Annotated in this window: 20 protein-coding genes, 2 tRNA genes and 1 riboswitch; of the genes, 9 read left to right on the forward strand and 13 right to left on the reverse strand. The window is 39.4% G+C overall.

Features of this window, described 5'->3' with window-relative positions:
* Nucleotides 1–6: 6 nt before the first annotated feature.
* From rluB to RMA94_RS08335, 5 genes are all read right to left on the reverse strand, one after another.
* Complete coding sequence (gene rluB, locus RMA94_RS08315; protein WP_032036759.1) at nucleotides 7–930, reverse strand: 23S rRNA pseudouridine(2605) synthase RluB; 924 nt, start codon at nucleotides 928–930, stop codon at nucleotides 7–9.
* Nucleotides 931–971: 41 nt separating this feature from the next.
* A complete protein-coding gene (scpB, locus tag RMA94_RS08320) occupies nucleotides 972–1568 on the reverse strand; it encodes an SMC-Scp complex subunit ScpB (RefSeq protein ID WP_002120355.1) in 597 nt (198 codons plus the stop codon).
* Nucleotides 1565–2356: a ScpA family protein gene (locus RMA94_RS08325; RefSeq protein WP_017387236.1), complete on the reverse strand. Its 792-nt coding sequence runs from the start codon at nucleotides 2354–2356 to the stop codon at nucleotides 1565–1567. The genes scpB and RMA94_RS08325 overlap by 4 nt, the downstream gene beginning before the upstream one ends.
* Before the next feature lie 223 nt (nucleotides 2357–2579).
* On the reverse strand, nucleotides 2580–3197 hold the full coding sequence (locus tag RMA94_RS08330) for an L-threonylcarbamoyladenylate synthase (protein ID WP_002120255.1): 618 nt from the start codon (nucleotides 3195–3197) through the stop codon (nucleotides 2580–2582).
* Nucleotides 3198–3287: 90 nt separating this feature from the next.
* Nucleotides 3288–3950: an elongation factor P hydroxylase gene (locus RMA94_RS08335; RefSeq protein ID WP_311082514.1), complete on the reverse strand. Its 663-nt coding sequence runs from the start codon at nucleotides 3948–3950 to the stop codon at nucleotides 3288–3290.
* Between the two features lie 96 nt (nucleotides 3951–4046).
* On the opposite strand from RMA94_RS08335, the gene RMA94_RS08340 reads away from it, so the two are divergent.
* From RMA94_RS08340 to lysM, 6 genes are all read left to right on the forward strand, one after another.
* Nucleotides 4047–4607 carry a DUF177 domain-containing protein gene (locus tag RMA94_RS08340; RefSeq protein WP_002120393.1) on the forward strand — a complete coding sequence of 187 codons (561 nt, stop codon included), beginning with the start codon at nucleotides 4047–4049 and terminating at the stop codon, nucleotides 4605–4607.
* Between the two features lie 74 nt (nucleotides 4608–4681).
* The gene (gene rpmF, locus RMA94_RS08345) at nucleotides 4682–4867 is read left to right on the forward strand and encodes a 50S ribosomal protein L32 (protein ID WP_000290730.1); all 186 of its coding nucleotides are present in this window, start codon (nucleotides 4682–4684) and stop codon (nucleotides 4865–4867) included.
* A gap of 151 nt (nucleotides 4868–5018) precedes the next feature.
* On the forward strand, nucleotides 5019–6005 hold the full coding sequence (fabD, locus tag RMA94_RS08350) for an ACP S-malonyltransferase (RefSeq protein WP_002120357.1): 987 nt from the start codon (nucleotides 5019–5021) through the stop codon (nucleotides 6003–6005).
* Nucleotides 6002–6736, forward strand: a complete 735-nt coding sequence (gene fabG, locus RMA94_RS08355) for a 3-oxoacyl-ACP reductase FabG (protein ID WP_002120395.1) — start codon at nucleotides 6002–6004, stop codon at nucleotides 6734–6736. The genes fabD and fabG overlap by 4 nt, the downstream gene beginning before the upstream one ends.
* A gap of 84 nt (nucleotides 6737–6820) precedes the next feature.
* Entirely contained in the window at nucleotides 6821–7057 is a 237-nt protein-coding gene (gene acpP, locus RMA94_RS08360) for an acyl carrier protein (protein ID WP_001279871.1), read from the forward strand.
* Nucleotides 7058–7243: 186 nt separating this feature from the next.
* A complete protein-coding gene (lysM, locus tag RMA94_RS08365; protein ID WP_002120434.1) occupies nucleotides 7244–7717 on the forward strand; it encodes a peptidoglycan-binding protein LysM in 474 nt (157 codons plus the stop codon).
* Nucleotides 7718–7761: 44 nt separating this feature from the next.
* Here lysM and RMA94_RS08370 read toward each other — a convergent pair whose 3' ends face one another.
* The gene (locus tag RMA94_RS08370; RefSeq protein WP_311082516.1) at nucleotides 7762–8529 is read right to left on the reverse strand and encodes a hydroxymethylpyrimidine/phosphomethylpyrimidine kinase; all 768 of its coding nucleotides are present in this window, start codon (nucleotides 8527–8529) and stop codon (nucleotides 7762–7764) included.
* Nucleotides 8530–8626: 97 nt separating this feature from the next.
* Here RMA94_RS08370 and RMA94_RS08375 point away from each other — a divergent pair, with 97 nt between their 5' ends.
* The gene (locus tag RMA94_RS08375) at nucleotides 8627–9301 is read left to right on the forward strand and encodes an HAD-IA family hydrolase (RefSeq protein WP_311082518.1); all 675 of its coding nucleotides are present in this window, start codon (nucleotides 8627–8629) and stop codon (nucleotides 9299–9301) included.
* Between the two features lie 58 nt (nucleotides 9302–9359).
* Here RMA94_RS08375 and ribB read toward each other — a convergent pair whose 3' ends face one another.
* Entirely contained in the window at nucleotides 9360–10019 is a 660-nt protein-coding gene (gene ribB / locus RMA94_RS08380; RefSeq protein WP_005070969.1) for a 3,4-dihydroxy-2-butanone-4-phosphate synthase, read from the reverse strand.
* Nucleotides 10020–10110: 91 nt separating this feature from the next.
* A riboswitch (FMN riboswitch) is annotated at nucleotides 10111–10261 on the reverse strand.
* 176 nt (nucleotides 10262–10437) lie between these two features.
* Here ribB and RMA94_RS08385 point away from each other — a divergent pair.
* On the forward strand, nucleotides 10438–12222 hold the full coding sequence (locus RMA94_RS08385; protein WP_311082521.1) for a DUF2157 domain-containing protein: 1785 nt from the start codon (nucleotides 10438–10440) through the stop codon (nucleotides 12220–12222).
* Nucleotides 12219–12779 carry a GDYXXLXY domain-containing protein gene (locus tag RMA94_RS08390; RefSeq protein WP_311082522.1) on the forward strand — a complete coding sequence of 187 codons (561 nt, stop codon included), beginning with the start codon at nucleotides 12219–12221 and terminating at the stop codon, nucleotides 12777–12779. The genes RMA94_RS08385 and RMA94_RS08390 overlap by 4 nt, the downstream gene beginning before the upstream one ends.
* Nucleotides 12780–12824: 45 nt before the next feature.
* On the opposite strand, the gene panD is transcribed toward RMA94_RS08390, so the two are convergent.
* From panD to RMA94_RS08420, 6 genes are all read right to left on the reverse strand, one after another.
* Complete coding sequence (panD, locus tag RMA94_RS08395; protein ID WP_002120296.1) at nucleotides 12825–13205, reverse strand: aspartate 1-decarboxylase; 381 nt, start codon at nucleotides 13203–13205, stop codon at nucleotides 12825–12827.
* 131 nt (nucleotides 13206–13336) lie between these two features.
* Nucleotides 13337–13918 carry an aminoacyl-tRNA hydrolase gene (pth, locus tag RMA94_RS08400; RefSeq protein ID WP_002120328.1) on the reverse strand — a complete coding sequence of 194 codons (582 nt, stop codon included), beginning with the start codon at nucleotides 13916–13918 and terminating at the stop codon, nucleotides 13337–13339.
* Nucleotides 13919–13938: 20 nt separating this feature from the next.
* A complete protein-coding gene (gene rplY, locus RMA94_RS08405; RefSeq protein ID WP_002120443.1) occupies nucleotides 13939–14235 on the reverse strand; it encodes a 50S ribosomal protein L25 in 297 nt (98 codons plus the stop codon).
* A 96-nt stretch (nucleotides 14236–14331) separates the two neighbouring features.
* Complete coding sequence (locus RMA94_RS08410) at nucleotides 14332–15282, reverse strand: ribose-phosphate pyrophosphokinase (protein ID WP_002120445.1); 951 nt, start codon at nucleotides 15280–15282, stop codon at nucleotides 14332–14334.
* 36 nt (nucleotides 15283–15318) lie between these two features.
* Nucleotides 15319–15393 (reverse strand) — tRNA-Gln (locus RMA94_RS08415).
* Nucleotides 15394–15484: 91 nt separating this feature from the next.
* Nucleotides 15485–15559 (reverse strand) — tRNA-Gln (locus tag RMA94_RS08420).
* Between the last annotated feature and the right edge of the window lie 2 nt (nucleotides 15560–15561).

Consider the following 15561-nt stretch of genomic DNA (forward strand, 5'->3'; position numbering starts at 1 on the left):
GAATGTTTAGAATTTCTTTGAACCACGGTTAAAACCAGTCGCTTTACGTTGGTTGCCCGTGTTAGTTGGCGCTTCTTTTTCATCATCACGACGTTGTTGACGTAAGTAACCGCCACGACGTGCTGCCATTGGTTTTTCAGTCATACGATCAGTACGGCGTTTTGCCATACCAAATAAACCTGTACCTTGACGTGGTTTTAACTCAACTGATTTTGCTAAGTTGTCGATGTCAGTTTTGTCGAGTTCCATCCAACGACCAGTACGTAATTCGCGCGGTAAAATAACTGTGCCGTAGCGTGTACGTAATAAACGGCTTACTTTAAGATCTTGCGATTCAAAAATACGACGTACTTCGCGGTTACGACCTTCTTTTACTACAACTTGGTACCAGCGGTTAATACCTTCACCACCAATTTCAGAGAATGATTCGAATTTGGCAGGGCCATCTTCGAGCTCTACTCCGTTGACCATGTTTTGGCGTAGTTTTGGCGTTACTTCACCCATTACTCGAACAGCGTATTCACGTTCGATTTCATTAGATGGGTGCATTAAGCGGTTAGCAAGTTCACCATCATTTGTGAATAGTAATAAACCAGTACTGTTAATATCCAGACGACCTACCATTACCCAGCGGTCATTGGCAATTTGTGGTAAATGATCAAATACGGTTGGGCGTTTTTCAGGATCATTACGTGAACAGATTTCACCCTCAGGCTTATAATAAATCAGTACACGACGACGAATTTCGTCTTCAATCTGAAACTGAACTTTACGGCCATCAATGCGTAATTCATCGCCTGGTTCAATGCGCTCACCCACTTGGGCAACACGACCGTTTACACTCACGCGTCCTGCGGCAATAACCTCTTCCATATATCGGCGGGAACCTAATCCGATTCGCGCTAATACTTTTTGCAATTTTTCACTCATGACAGCACAACCTTAGACATAATGATCAACAGTCCACCTCTTTATGATTTCGGTGCATTTGCATCGAGAGCCATAAAGGCTTCCTTGGCGTTCTGTAGGGGAGGCAATTGGCCTAGAGAGGCTAGACCAAAAGCATTCAGAAACTGAGGCGTTGTAATTAGCAACGCAGGTCTTCCGGGTAAATCTCTAAAACCGGCTTCTTTAATCCAGTTCCAGTCAAATAGTGTTCTAAGAATCTGACTATTATTAGATACACCACGAATTTGTTCAATATCAGCTCGGGTAACCGGTTGATGATAAGCAATGACAGCCAGGGTTTCTAGTAATGAAGGCGACAGTTTTGTTGGTCGCTCTGGCCAAATTTGCGCAATAATACTACGATATTTAGATCTTACCTGAAAGCGAAACCCTTGTGCTGTTTCAATCAGCTCAATAGACCGACCATGTTGCAATAGCGCGAGCTGTTGCAAAAGTTGACGAAGCTGTTGTTTATTATATTGATTGTTAAATGCTTCTTTTAAGCGGGCAATTGAAACAGGCGCTTCACTGGCAAAGATAATTGCTTCAAGCTGTAATAAGACTTCATGATGTATGTCAGCTAATGACAAATCACTATTATTTTGTTCAAAACTACTCATATTGAAGATCCTTGAATTGCTAACGGGGCTTCAATACCAGTGGCAATAATTTTAATTTTCTGTTGGCGAGTCAATTCTAAAACTGCCATAAATGTAACAACCATTCCCATACGGCCTTGCTGGGGATTGAGTAATTCTTTAAAACTTAACACGTCACCAGACTCTAATTTCTCTTCAATATATGCAATACGTTCTTCGAGTAAAACAGGTTCTTGAGCGACAACATGGGTAATAGGTTCGGGGCGATTAAATACACAGAACAACGCATCATGTAGCGCAGAAATATCGTAACCTTCATAAACAGGTGAGATGTGTCCCAAGCTTACATTGGCACTAAATGTATCGCGCTCGAGAATTGGCATTTGGCCTAAACGCTCAGCTGCTTGCTTAATGCGTAGATAGGTTTCAAGACGATCAATAAGCTCCTGCTTAGGATCTTTTTCAATGCTTATAATTGTAGGTTTTGGTAGAAGTAGGCGAGACTTCAAGTCAGCTAATAAAGCAGCCATCACCATATAATCTGCTGTCAACTCGATATTTAAAGATTTCATGCTATCCATATAGGCCAAATATTGAGTCGCTATAGGAGCAATATCGAGTTGAATTAAATCGAAACCGTTTTTCTGAATCAGATAAATTAAAAAATCTAATGGACCTTCAAACCGCTCGAGCAAAATCTCAAATGCAGCTGGAGGTATATAGAGATCTTCTGGAATTTTGTCATGCCACTCATCTAAAACACGGATGTGTGGAGCGTCTTCCATGGATTGATGAAGTGATTGATTCATTACGATTATAAGCCACGCGAATTTTCAAAAGCATGAGACTTGTTATTCAAGTCCTAGACAGCTGTAAGTAGAAGAACAGCAGATAGTGAAAATCATTCTAAATGAATTGTGTCTTTTAATAAATTACTTAACGACTAAAGTGTAAAAAAAATCCAAAATAAATAAAGAGTATTTTTTTGAGTGATAATACTTTTTTTTAAACTATTGGTAAAAAAGTAAGTGCTTATTCAAAAGCACTTACATCGCCAACACCACGGCGGATAATTTCAGGATGTTCGCCCGATAAATCAACAATACTTGTACTTGTTAAGGTACCAAAACCTCCGTCAATAAATACATCAATTCGTTTATCTAACTGATTTTCAATATCGTAAGGATCATCTAGGGGGTCTTCTTGGCCTGGTAAAATTAATGTACTGGTGAGTAGGGGCTCGCCAAGTTCTTGTAATAAAGCCTGACAAATCGGGTTACTCGGAATACGTAAGCCAATTGTTTTCTTCTTAGGGTGCATCAATCTACGAGGAACTTCACTTGTTGCAGGTAAAATGAACGTAGTAATAGCCGGTGTATTCGCTTTCAATAAACGATATGTCGCATTATCAACTTTTGCATAAGTTGCAATATCAGATAAGTCACAGCACATAATGGCATATTGATGTTTAGGCCCTAAGCCACGAATCTGTGCAATGCGTTCCATGGCATTTTTATTACCGATTTGACAGCCAATCGCATAGGCAGCATCGGTAGGGTAGACCACAACATCTCCTGCTCGGATACGTTCAACCGCTTGGGCAATGAGGCGTTGCTGTGGATTTTCAGGATGTACATGTAAATGCATCATATTTTAGAGACTCCATCACGCCAGTGTTAAAAATAATTATTAGGCTTTTTAAATGGCCTAGGCAAGCAATTAACGTAGCTTTTTTGTCAATTAATCAAGGAGTTCACGTTTAAATTCATTTAATTGTAAAGGTGTACCCGAACGTGTACATTGGCAAATAAAACCAATAAATGCTGCTGCATCACGTGGCAACTTAGTTTCACCCGAAAAGTAACGTTGCACTTGAGCATAAACGTTATCTTTAAATAGTTTGCCATCTCCGCCATCACCTGTAAGGTTATCGAGTGAAACTCTAAATTTTCGGCCAAAAGATTGCGCAAATAACCATTCAATTGCTTGAGGCTTAATTTCTACTTGTTCAAATAAACTTTGCTGCTCTTGGGTGCGACCATCAGGTGCATACCAATAACCTAAATCTGGTAATAGACGTCTTTTTTCACCAGCAATAGTCCAGTGACTAATTTCATGCAAAGCACTATTAAAGAAACCGTGAGCAAATTGGATCTTGGCTGGTTCTTTATTTGTCGCTGGGAAATATTCAGGTTCAAAATCACCACGAACTAATGTCACATTATGGTGGGAAAACCAGTGATTAAAGTGTAAAATAAGCCAATCAACTTGCTCAGACTCCGATTTTGAGCTTGACCATGGTGAGAGTTGCACTAGGTCAGGTACAAGAGTGTTCTGATGAGTTGAATGGGTGCAAACGAGTAATGAAGTGTTAACTTCAGGTTGCGGCTGCAACAGGTGCATTGCTTAATTTACCCCGAGTTCTGTCTAAAGAAGTGCAAAATTGTATCTTAATCTTTGACAGAGTACCGATGAATTTGTAGAATTGCCGCCTTAATTATGTCAGCAAATACCTTTCCGGCACAGATTGAGCCGTTTAAATGGGCTGAACAAGGCTTTACATGGTCAGGTCAACTGCCCTTGTCTCGCTTTGCTCGTATCGCTCGTGAAGCTGTTGGATCAATTGATAACCAATTGATCAACATAGACTGTAAGCTATCAATGGATGCATATCATCGCATTGTGTGGATGGACGGTCACATGGACACGAAAGTTCCAATGGAGTGCCAACGTTGTTTGGAACCTGTTGAAATGCCTCTTGTCTTGGACTTCCATATTGCATTAGTGGATGATGAGTCACTGATAGAGCGCTTGGATGAGGATGCTGATTTCATCGTTTTAGGTGAAAGTGAGTCTTCGACGAAAGGCGATTATGATACGCCTGCCTCGATTAACTTACTCGCATTACTAGAAGATGAACTGTTATTGTTGATGCCTTTATCTCCCAAGCATGATGCTTGTGAACATAAACATCAACCTACCATTCAGAATGTTGTCGAAGAAAAGCGGGATAATCCGTTTGATGTTTTGGCAGGTTTGAAGGGTAAACTTAACTCATAATTTGTGTTATAATTGTGAGATAAGACAACTGAATTTGTTCTGATCCATTTTTTCGATCTTTGTAAGGAGCCATCATGGCCGTTCAGCAAAACCGTAAAAGTCGCTCTCGCCGTGACATGCGCCGTTCACATGACGCTTTAACCGAGAATGCATTAACAGTAGACCAAGCAACTGGTGAAACTCATCGTCGTCACCACGTGACTAAAGACGGTTTCTACCGTGGTCGTCAATTATTCGCTAAAGCAGCTGATGCTGAATAATTGCATGATATGCATTAAGCGTGATGCTTAAGTATAGAAAAAATGGGAGCGAAAGCTCCCTTTTTTTGTTGTTTTTCGCAATTATAAATATATAAATAACATGTTAAATTTCCGCTCCAGAAATGAGTGAAAACCCAAAAAAGGATTTCTTATGTCTGCTAAACGTCTTGAACAAGTAGCTTTAGCCACAAAAACTGCATTTGTGTTTCCTGGTCAAGGTTCACAAAAAGTCGGTATGCTTGCTGAACTAGCAGAACAGTTTAGTGGGGTCGGGCAAACTTTTGCAGAAGCTTCAGATGCTCTTGGATTTGATCTTTGGCATATTGCGCAAAGTGGCGAAGGTCTCGACCAAACAGAAAATACCCAACCTGTGTTATTAACTGCCAGTATCGCTTTATGGCGTGTATGGCTTGATTTAGGTGGTCTGGCACCTAAATACCTTGCAGGACATTCACTAGGTGAATACAGTGCATTGGTAGCTGCAGGCTCTATGAGCTTGGCGGATGCAGTTAAATTAGTTAACTTGCGTGGCAAGCTCATGCAAAGTGCTGTACCTCAGGGTCAAGGGGCTATGGCTGCAATCCTTGGCTTGGCTGATGAGAAAGTGGTTGAACTTTGTCAAACCGTGAGTGCATCAGGTGAAGGTTCTGTAGAAGCTGCAAACTATAATTCACAAGGTCAAGTTGTGATTGCAGGAAGTACAGCTTCTGTACAAGAAGTTATGGCTTTGGCAAAAGAGCAGTCAGCTAAAGCAATTGCTTTACCAGTGTCAGTTCCTTCTCATTGTTCGTTGATGAAACCTGCCGCTGAGAAATTTGCAGAAGCTTTGGAACAAACTGCCATTGAGCTACCTACCATTCCTGTAATACAAAATGTCAACGCGGGAATAGCTACCGATGTTGCTCAATTGCGTCAGGCATTAACTGCACAATTGTACCAATCAGTACAATGGACACGTACCATGCAGTCTCTACAAGACCAAGGTATTCAATACATTGTTGAGTGTGGTCCAGGTACAGTATTGAGTAACCTCGCAAAGCGTTTACCAAATATTGAAAAAGCTTTTTCTATTGATAGTAAGAGCAAAATGGAAGATGCCCTAAATGCTGTTTTAGTGGCAGAAGGAAAAATTGCATGACACAAGAACGCAAAGTTGCATTAGTAACGGGCGCGAGTCGGGGTATTGGCGCTGCCATTGCCCAGCAACTTATTCAAGACGGTTATTTTGTTGTAGGTACTGCGACTTCTGAATCTGGTGCACAAAAGTTAAGTGATAGCTTTGGTGAACAAGGTGCAGGTTTGGCGCTCGACGTGCGTAATCTCGATGAGATTGAAGCAGTTGTTTCTCATATTGAACAGAACTATGGTCCTGTACTTGTTCTAGTTAACAATGCAGGTATTACGAAAGACAATTTGTTGCTTCGTATGTCTGAAGATGATTGGGATGACATTCTCAACATTCACCTTAAAGCAGTTTATCGTTTATCTAAACGTGTGCTTAAGGGTATGACGAAGGCACGTTTTGGTCGAATTATTAATATCAGTTCTGTTGTAGCTCATTTTGCAAACCCAGGCCAAGCGAACTATTCTGCTGCTAAAGCAGGTATTGAAGCATTCAGCCGTAGCCTTGCAAAAGAGATGGGTAGCCGCCAAATTACTGTAAACAGTGTGGCGCCAGGTTTTATTGCAACAGAAATGACAGATGCACTTAGTGAAGACATTCGCAAAAAAATGAGTGATCAAGTGGCTTTAAATCGCTTAGGTGAGCCACAAGATATCGCAAATGCGGTGAGTTTCCTTGCAAGTGATAAAGCAGGTTACATTACTGGTACGGTATTACATGTAAATGGTGGTTTATACATGGCCTAACGCCGATGTATAAACTTTTAAAAATTTTTATATTCAATTAAACTAGTGGCAAATTAAACGCCACAAGCAATGAGGAGAATTCCTGTGAGCGATATCGAACAACGCGTTAAACAAGCGGTTGCAGAACAACTTGGTCTTAAAGCTGAAGAGATTAAAAACGAAGCATCTTTTATGGATGACTTAGGTGCTGACTCTTTAGATTTAGTTGAACTTGTTATGTCTTTCGAAAACGACTTCGACATCACTATCCCTGATGAAGATTCTAACGAAATCACTACAGTTCAATCTGCAATTGACTATGTAACTAAAAAACTTGGTTAATTCGCATATTGCTGAATAAAAAGAAGGCCACCGTAAGGTGGCTTTTTTTATTTTAGAAAAAATTTAAGAGATACATATTTTTACAAGATCAACCTCAATTGATAGCAGAGGTATAACTTTTTTGAAGTATAACAATAAAGGTCAGTTTAATGACTTTACTATAAACAATAATATGAGGACTAAAAGATGGGTCTTTTTGATTTTGTAAAAGGTATTGGTAAGAAAAATACCGCACCCGCAGAACCACAACCAGCTCCAGCAACACCAGCAGAACCTTCTGCACAAGAAGTTGCAAATAAATTATTAGGTTTAATTAAAAGTTTGGGCTTAGGGGTAGAAGGCTTATCTGTAACCTATAACGGTACTACTGATACTGCAATTATTAAAGGGCAGGTAAAAAGCCAAGCAGATAAAGAGAAAATTATTCTTATTGTTGGAAACATTGATCATGTGGCACAAGTAGATGACCAGATGACAGTGGCAACTCCTGAACCAGAAAGTAAATTTTATACAGTGAAATCTGGTGACAACCTTTCAAAAATTGCGAAAGAAGTTTACGGTGATGCAAATCAATATCCAAAAATCTTTGAAGCAAATAAACCAATGTTAAAAGATCCTGATGAGATTTTCCCAGGACAAGTTTTACGTATTCCTCAATAATTAAGATTAATAAAAAAGGCGCTTTAAGCGCCTTTTTTGTGCTTTTAAAAACGCTTTGGAATCTTTTGTCCGTTTGGTACAGGGGTGTCTGCATTTTTTAAAACACCGAATAACCATGTTTCAGCATGCTGTACTGCAATTTTTAAAGAATCACCTAAAGCTAAACGGCCAGCGATAAAGCTAGCTAAAGAACAACCTGAACCGTGATATTCACCTTCAAGGCGAGGACAGCTACTACTCGCTGCTAGTTCACCATCGATATATAAACTATTTTTAATATAATTTGGTGTATCTTCATGTCCACCTTTCACTAGAACAGCTTTAGCACCCATTTCAAAAAGCTTTTGAGTGGCTTGATCTAAATCAGTAATACCTGTTAGAGCACGTAATTCAACGGTATTTGGAGTAATAATTGTGGCTAGAGGAATAAGTTCAACGAACGCTTTAACGAGAGTTGCCTGATCACCTAAAGAGCCGCCACTGTTTGCGACTAAAACAGGATCAAGTACATATTGATAGTCAGGATGAGCACGTAAAAATTCAGCTAGTGCCGCAATATTATCTGTTGTGCCAAGCATGCCTGACTTAACACATTTAATGGGTAAGTCACCTACAACTGCATTTGCTTGTGCTAATAAGAGTTCTTTTGAGGTTGCTTCAAAGCCAAATACTTGTTGTGAGTTCTGAATGGTGAGGGCAGTACATGCAATTGCTGCATGGGCACCACTTTGTCCAATTGCTTCGATATCGGCTTGTAAACCTGCACCACCTGAAGGGTCTAAACCCGAGAAACAAAGTACGGTTGGACGCACGGTTATTTCCTTTTCAATTTAAATTTACGTTAGTATAAGAGAGTTTGATTAAACTCTCGACCAATTGAATTAAATACTTTACTGGGTTAATGATTGAATGGCTATAAAACATATTTTGATTGATTTAGATGGAACCTTAACAGACCCAAAAGTTGGAATCCATACTTCAATTCGCTATGCAATGGAGAAATTAGGCTATCCATTGGCTGCCGATTTAGATATTGACTGGACAATTGGCCCACCATTAAAGCCATCACTCGCAAAATTATTAGCTACTCAAGATGATGCTTTAGCTGAACAAGCTTTACTTGCTTATCGCGAGCGTTTTTCGGTGGTTGGCCTGTTCGAAAATGAAGTGTATCCATCTGTTGCCAAAACGCTTAGCGCTTTAAAAAAAGAAGGATATCGTTTATTTGTCGCAACTGCTAAACCAACGATTTATGCAAAACGTATCTTGGATCATTTTGAATTAAGTCAATACTTTGTACATATCTATGGGAGTGAGTTAACGGGTCAGCGGACTAATAAAGCTGACCTTATCCATTATATTTTGGAACATGAGCAATTAAACCCAGAAGAGTGTTTAATGGTCGGTGACCGCCAATATGACGTTTTGGGTGCTCGTCATAACGGTATTGAGGCGGTAGCGGTGACTTATGGTTACGGAACAGCAGAGGAACTTGCTCAAGCACAGCCAAAAGCAATGATTAAGCAGTTTTCTGAGCTTTTGGACTATGTTGAAGAACTGGCAGCACAAAAGAAAGTTTCTTAAATATTATTAAATTTTAATTTGAAGGTTTGGCTTTGATCTAAAGCCAAACCTTTTTTATTTAAATACCGTGTTGCTGGCGGTATTGAACAAGTTCTTCAATCGTAATCACCGTTAAGTGATGAGTTTGAGCATATGCTAAAACTTGAATGCCCGATGCCATCGTGCCATCTGGATTGGTTAATTCACATAACACACCAGCAGGTTTTAAACCGGCTAATCTTGCTAGATCAATTGTTCCCTCGGTATGACCTCGACGAGTAAGGACTCCACCATTACGTGCACGTAATGGGAAAACGTGACCCGGACGATTTAAGTCACTTGCAACAGCGCCATCTTTAATAGCAGTTTGAATAGTTGTTACACGGTCTTTAGCAGAAACACCAGTGGTAACGCCTTGAGCTGCCTCAATGGTCACTGTAAAAGCGGTATGAAACTGACTAGAGTTTTGAGAAACCATTGGTGGTAGTTCTAGATGGTCTGCTAGCTCTTCTGTAAGGCATAAACATACGATACCTGAGCCATCACGAATCATACGTGCCATTGTTTCTACCGTTAAAGTTTCGGCTGCAACAATTAAATCTGCTTCATTTTCGCGATCAAAGTCGTCCATAACCAAGACAGGCTTGCCTTGACGGATATCTTCTAATGCTTGTTGAATGCGTTGCTCAGCAGGAGAGAGGGCTGAGAAAAAAAGTTCTGGTTGAATTAAGCTAGACATAATGAAACGCTCTCGTAAAAAATACGGTTGAACATTTCAGGACTGATGTAAAAACAGGCTGGCACTGAAATAAAACGGATTTATCCCAGTTCGTCGTCTTCTTTCATCCGGACTATACCGTCGGCTTTGGAGTTTCACCAAATCTGCTCAAATTACACAATTTAAGCTCGTGGGCTTGTTAATCTATTTATAAAAATTAACTTTACCACCGGTGGGGAATTGCACCCCGCCCTGAAGCGATGGGTTTTATTATAGCGCGCTTGATAGAATTGGCTAGATGCTTTTATAGAATGCTAAGTTTCTTTATGAATAAGCATTTTCATAAATCGAAATAGGCTTTTTAACAAGAGCTTACTTGTTGATATGAAAATGGAATGCTATGTTTTTTATAGAAAATTATAAATAAAATAGGTGTTTCATGCAGATAAGAGACTATTATCCTCTAACCAATAGCTCATTTATTCAGCATCTCCATATTTTCAGTTATGTATTTATGGCAGTAAGTATCCTTTATTTAATTGCTGCCAACTGGTTTATGCTTCCAAACAGTATTCAACTCGCGATCCCGCCCGTTATATTAGTTGTTACAGCTTGGTTCAGCATAAAAGATACATTAAGTGATGGGGTTAGGCAGACCTTACATAGCGTTAGTGGTTTGATGATAGGTTTAAGCTTGGCTGTAATTGGACAGGTTTATCAAACTGGTGCAGACAGTTATTTGCTTTTTTTAATTTGGACATTGCTTTTACTGCCGTGGTTATATCGGCCGAATATTGGAATCTTTGCTTTAATTTTTATTACCAGCCAACTCACACTTTTTTTATTTTTTAAACAGACTTTCTGGTCTGAAAAGTTTCCTTATTTATATTTAATCGCTCTAAATTTATTAAGCCTTATTGAGTTTTGGGTATGTATAAAGAAATATCGTGCTTTACGATTTGTCTTTATCGCTTGGTTCGCCGTTATTTCGATTATTGGAATGATTCAATATTTATCGAATGAGAATATTCCTTATCTGATTTCTGCCTTCTTTTCCGGAATAGTCGTTTTTTATTATTTCTTCAAAAAAGATGATCAGCTATGTGCTAGTTTGATGGCAGCTGTTCTTGGTGTGACTGCAACGATATGGCTTGTAGATGGGATTAATAACCTATTTAAAGACTCTAATGAGTTCATATTTTTATTGATTGCAGGCATTATTTTTATTTGGTTTGCGCTGATCAGCTATCTTTTAATAAAAATTTTTCGTCAAAGCCGCTTTTATGTCATTCCATTGGCAATTGGTGCTTGGCTTGCTGGCTTGGCACTTGCAGCTTTTACGCTGGTGTTTTGGGAGGCTATTTCTTTAGTTATTGGAGTTATTTTTGTTGGATTGGCGTTTATTCTTTTAAAGAAATCACAAAGCTATTTCTTTCGGCAATTTGCCTATTGTTTGTTTATCAGTGGGCAGACCGCTTTCTTGTTTCATCTTGGTTCAGAAACAGATCAAATTCTATGGGTTTTAATTGCACAGATTTTTATTCTATGTATTAGTTATTTTCTTAAACCACATTGGTTCTTCATTTTAATTCAAATGCTTGCTACGTATGGCATAGCTTTTATCTATTTGCTACAACTGGACCATTCATTGTGGTCAATACATTCTACTCAGACTTATTTAAATTTAACTTTGCTTAGTTACTTGGTTTTTAGTTTGGTGCTCTTATCTAAGAGGGAATCAATAGCACTATATGAGCGTAGTATTTTTTTATGCGTGCTGGTCGTAATTCTTGTAGCTTCTTTTTTCGATACTTTTATGGGGTTGGTACCAGAAAATTCGATAGATCAGCAGTTATGGGTTTTATATTTGCTACCTGTTGTTTGGTTACTTTGCTTTAGTGTTCTTCATTTATATCGACAACTTAATACACTCACTTTTTGCGCCTTTTTAATATTTGGTGTGTTACTTATTGTGTTGGGATATTTTGAAATTTTCATCCTGCTTATTATTTTAACGTGGGCATTAAAAAAGAAAGATTATATTGTGTATGGAGTGAGCTTAACTGTATTCGTTTTTGTGTTCTGGCAGCTCTATTACAACCTACAAATAACTTTTCTAGCTAAGAGTGCATCTATTTTTATTTCGGGCATTGTTTTGTTGGCTCTGTCTTGGTTACTTCAACGTGAAAATAAAAATGATCTTGTTAAAGGAGAGAAAGAATGAAAAAGTATTTTTCTCTTATTCTTGCTGTTATCACGCTATTATTTTTTGCAGGTTTAGTGGCGAAAAACGAATGGCATTTGCACCATAGTAAAAGTATTTTTATTGAGCTTAAGCCAGTTGACCCTCGTTCAATTTTACAAGGTGACTATATGGCACTGGCTTATGAATTACATTTACAATCTCTTAAAGCTCTTGCAGGAAGTGAAGGTGAGGCTCTGGAACAGGTGATTTTTAATCGCTTTTCCGTTCCCGCAAAAGTTATTTTGGATTCACAAAATCGCGTAGTTCGTACCATTTTAGATATCAATAATTCATTTGCTGGGCAGAGGTTAATTTTAAAAAATCCTGAAAATCGTTTGGAGGCTTTATATCCTGCCTCTCGCAGTTTCTTGTTTGCAGAAGGCTTGGCTCAATGTTATGAAAAAGCCAAATATGCTGAATTTAAGGTAAATCCTGAAGGAGAGGCGATATTGTTCGAATTACGAGGAGAGCAGCTTCAACCATTAAATTGTGAAAAACAAAAGAACTGGTGGGAAGGAACTATTAAGGATTTATAAAATAATAAAAGCCCGTCAATGCGGGCTTTTTATTCTTAAAATAAATTAGGCAACTTGAACAGGAATGCAATTCGCTGTGTGGTTGACTGTATTATTTGGATTAGCATATACCAAACGTGGTTTATGAATATTTGCTTCAGCTTCAGTAAAATCACCAAATGTAGCAATAATTACTAAATCGCCAACGTCTGCTTGATGTGCAGCACCGCCGTTTACTGAAATAATTCCAGAGTTATCTTCACCACGAATCGCATAAGTTGTGAAGCGTTTGCCATTGGTTACATTCCAAACATGAATTTCTTCATATTCACGAATACCAGCTAAGTCCATCAATACGCCATCAATTGCACAAGAACCTTCATAGTGAAGTTCAGCATGGGTTACAACTGCACGGTGAATTTTGCATTTTAATAAACGAGATAGCATGGCTAGCGTCTCCTGAGTAGACCTAAGATGTAGATCTTATGGTGAAATCTTTAGCTTTTGCGGTTGGCAAAGTGGCTGATGCGCATTTTGCTCCTAAAAAAGCAAGATAGCAAGCATGATTGTTCAACAATTTAAGTGGGTTTATATGCATTAATTTGATTCATGGCCTGTGGAACTTGTCCTTGAACAAGTAGCTTCACTTTAGAAAGGGCATGATCAATTGCTGCATCCATCAGACTTTGTTCACTACTTGGTGCTTTTCCAAGTACGTGACCTGAAACTTTCTCTTTCGAGCCAGGATGTCCGATACCAATACGTAAACGGTGAAAATTTGGACCAATATGAGGGACAATGTCACGTAAACCGTTATGACCACCGTGTCCACCGCCTGTTTTAAGACGAATTACACCTGGGTTCATATCAAGTTCATCATGAGCAATCAAAATTGCTTCGGGAGCAATTTGATAAAATTTTGCAAATGGAACTACACTTTGTCCAGAACGGTTCATAAATGTAGTGGGTAGAAGTAGACGGACATCGTGTCCTTCTATATTACCACGTCCACTGATTCCGTGAAATTTCGGATCATTTTTTAATGTAATGCCATATTTGTCTGCAAGCTGTTCAATGAACCAAAAACCTGCATTATGGCGGGTTTGGGCATATTCTGAACCAGGATTGCCCAAACCAACAATTAGCGAAATATTTGACACTAATCTACGCCTTTAAACACTTATGCGCGTTTGAAGTCAGCGTGCATAGGAGTGTTTTTAGATGGGTGACGTTGTAACGCTTGGATTTTAACGTTTTCAACTTTGTCGCCCACTTTGATTTCTACAACTTCTTCAAAGAAAGCATTGCTTTCTAAAGCTTTTACAAGCTCACGAAGTTCTAAAGTAACAGTTACAGGCTCAGCGTTGCCACCATAAATGATAGCTGGAATTAAAGCTTCGCGACGAAGGCGGCGGCTCGCACCTTTCCCTTGTTTGTCTTCAGCACGCGCTTGAGCGTTTAATACGAAGTTTGCCATGAGTAAATCCTCATTAAAGTTTAAAAGACTAAACTTGCGACCAGTTTAGTGATAGAAAACCCCAGCCAAGGCTAGGGTTTATAAAAAGCTGCAATATTATAAACTATCGAACATTGCACTGATAGACTCTTCGTTATTAATACGACGAATCGTTTCAGCAACCATGCTAGCAACAGAAACCTGACGGATCTTGCCTAAGGTCAATGCTTCTTCAGAAAGAGGAATGGTATCAGTCACAACCAGTTCATCAATAACTGAATTACGTAAGTTTTCAATAGCCTTACCTGATAGTACAGGGTGAGTTGCGTATGCAACTACACGACGTGCACCAAATTGCTTAAGCGCATCAGCTGCTTTACACAATGTACCGGCAGTATCGACCATATCGTCTACGATAACGCAATCACGATCTTTTACGTCACCAATTAAGTGCATAACTTGCGACTCATTGGCTTTTTGACGACGTTTATCAATAATTGCTAAATCAATGTCACCCATCTGTTTGGCAACAGCACGAGCACGTACTACACCACCAACGTCAGGAGAAACCACCATAAGGTTGTCATGTTGTTGTTGACGTAAGTCAGCAAGCAAAGCAGGAGTACCGTAGATGTTGTCGACTGGAATATCGAAGAAACCTTGAATTTGGTCAGCATGTAAGTCGATCATCACGACACGGTCAATACCAACAGTGGTAAGCATGTCTGCGACAACTTTAGCTGTAATCGGCACACGTGCAGAACGTGGACGACGGTCTTGGCGAGCATAACCAAAATAAGGGATAACAGCGGTAATACGACCAGCACTTGCACGACGCAAAGCATCTGCCATAACCAAGATTTCCATAAGGTTATCATTGGTAGGGGCACAAGTAGGCTGAACGATAAATACGTCTTTACCACGAACATTTTCAGTAATTTCTACTGAAATTTCTCCATCAGAAAAGTGACCGACTGATGCAGCACCTAGAGGGATATGTAAGTGACTTACGACTTTTTGAGCGAACTGTGGATGAGCATTTCCACTAAAAACGACAAGATTGGGCATGAAGCACCCTTGGCGGTTGGTATGTAATGAAATAGATGGCAGGGGCGGCTGGATTCGAACCAACGGATGCCGAGATCAAAACCCGGTGCCTTACCACTTGGCGACGCCCCTAATGCGGCAGAACTTTAATATTTTTGCAATGCAATGTCAAGATTAATCAACAAAAAGCATAGCAATTAAGTCTGTCTTTAAAATAAGAGAATGGCAGGGGCGGCTGGATTCGAACCAACGGATGCCGAGATCAAAACCCGGTGCCTTACCACTTGGCGACGCCCCTAA

This window comes from Acinetobacter sp. V115_6, assembly GCF_031799025.1.
Classification (GTDB): Bacteria; Pseudomonadota; Gammaproteobacteria; order Pseudomonadales; family Moraxellaceae; genus Acinetobacter; species Acinetobacter pittii.

Coding starts and splice junctions, on each gene's coding strand:
- lysM (WP_002120434.1), top strand. CDS start 7,244: ATGGGTCTTTTTGATTTTGTAAAAGGTATTGGTAAGAAAAATACCGCA.
- RMA94_RS08410 (WP_002120445.1), bottom strand. CDS start 15,282: ATGCCCAATCTTGTCGTTTTTAGTGGAAATGCTCATCCACAGTTCGCT.
- rluB (WP_032036759.1), bottom strand. CDS start 930: ATGAGTGAAAAATTGCAAAAAGTATTAGCGCGAATCGGATTAGGTTCC.
- RMA94_RS08340 (WP_002120393.1), top strand. CDS start 4,047: ATGTCAGCAAATACCTTTCCGGCACAGATTGAGCCGTTTAAATGGGCT.
- fabD (WP_002120357.1), top strand. CDS start 5,019: ATGTCTGCTAAACGTCTTGAACAAGTAGCTTTAGCCACAAAAACTGCA.
- RMA94_RS08385 (WP_311082521.1), top strand. CDS start 10,438: ATGCAGATAAGAGACTATTATCCTCTAACCAATAGCTCATTTATTCAG.
- fabG (WP_002120395.1), top strand. CDS start 6,002: ATGACACAAGAACGCAAAGTTGCATTAGTAACGGGCGCGAGTCGGGGT.
- ribB (WP_005070969.1), bottom strand. CDS start 10,019: ATGTCTAGCTTAATTCAACCAGAACTTTTTTTCTCAGCCCTCTCTCCT.
- rplY (WP_002120443.1), bottom strand. CDS start 14,235: ATGGCAAACTTCGTATTAAACGCTCAAGCGCGTGCTGAAGACAAACAA.
- rpmF (WP_000290730.1), top strand. CDS start 4,682: ATGGCCGTTCAGCAAAACCGTAAAAGTCGCTCTCGCCGTGACATGCGC.
- RMA94_RS08390 (WP_311082522.1), top strand. CDS start 12,219: ATGAAAAAGTATTTTTCTCTTATTCTTGCTGTTATCACGCTATTATTT.
- scpB (WP_002120355.1), bottom strand. CDS start 1,568: ATGAGTAGTTTTGAACAAAATAATAGTGATTTGTCATTAGCTGACATA.
- RMA94_RS08335 (WP_311082514.1), bottom strand. CDS start 3,950: ATGCACCTGTTGCAGCCGCAACCTGAAGTTAACACTTCATTACTCGTT.
- RMA94_RS08375 (WP_311082518.1), top strand. CDS start 8,627: ATGGCTATAAAACATATTTTGATTGATTTAGATGGAACCTTAACAGAC.
- RMA94_RS08325 (WP_017387236.1), bottom strand. CDS start 2,356: ATGAATCAATCACTTCATCAATCCATGGAAGACGCTCCACACATCCGT.
- panD (WP_002120296.1), bottom strand. CDS start 13,205: ATGCTATCTCGTTTATTAAAATGCAAAATTCACCGTGCAGTTGTAACC.
- RMA94_RS08330 (WP_002120255.1), bottom strand. CDS start 3,197: ATGATGCATTTACATGTACATCCTGAAAATCCACAGCAACGCCTCATT.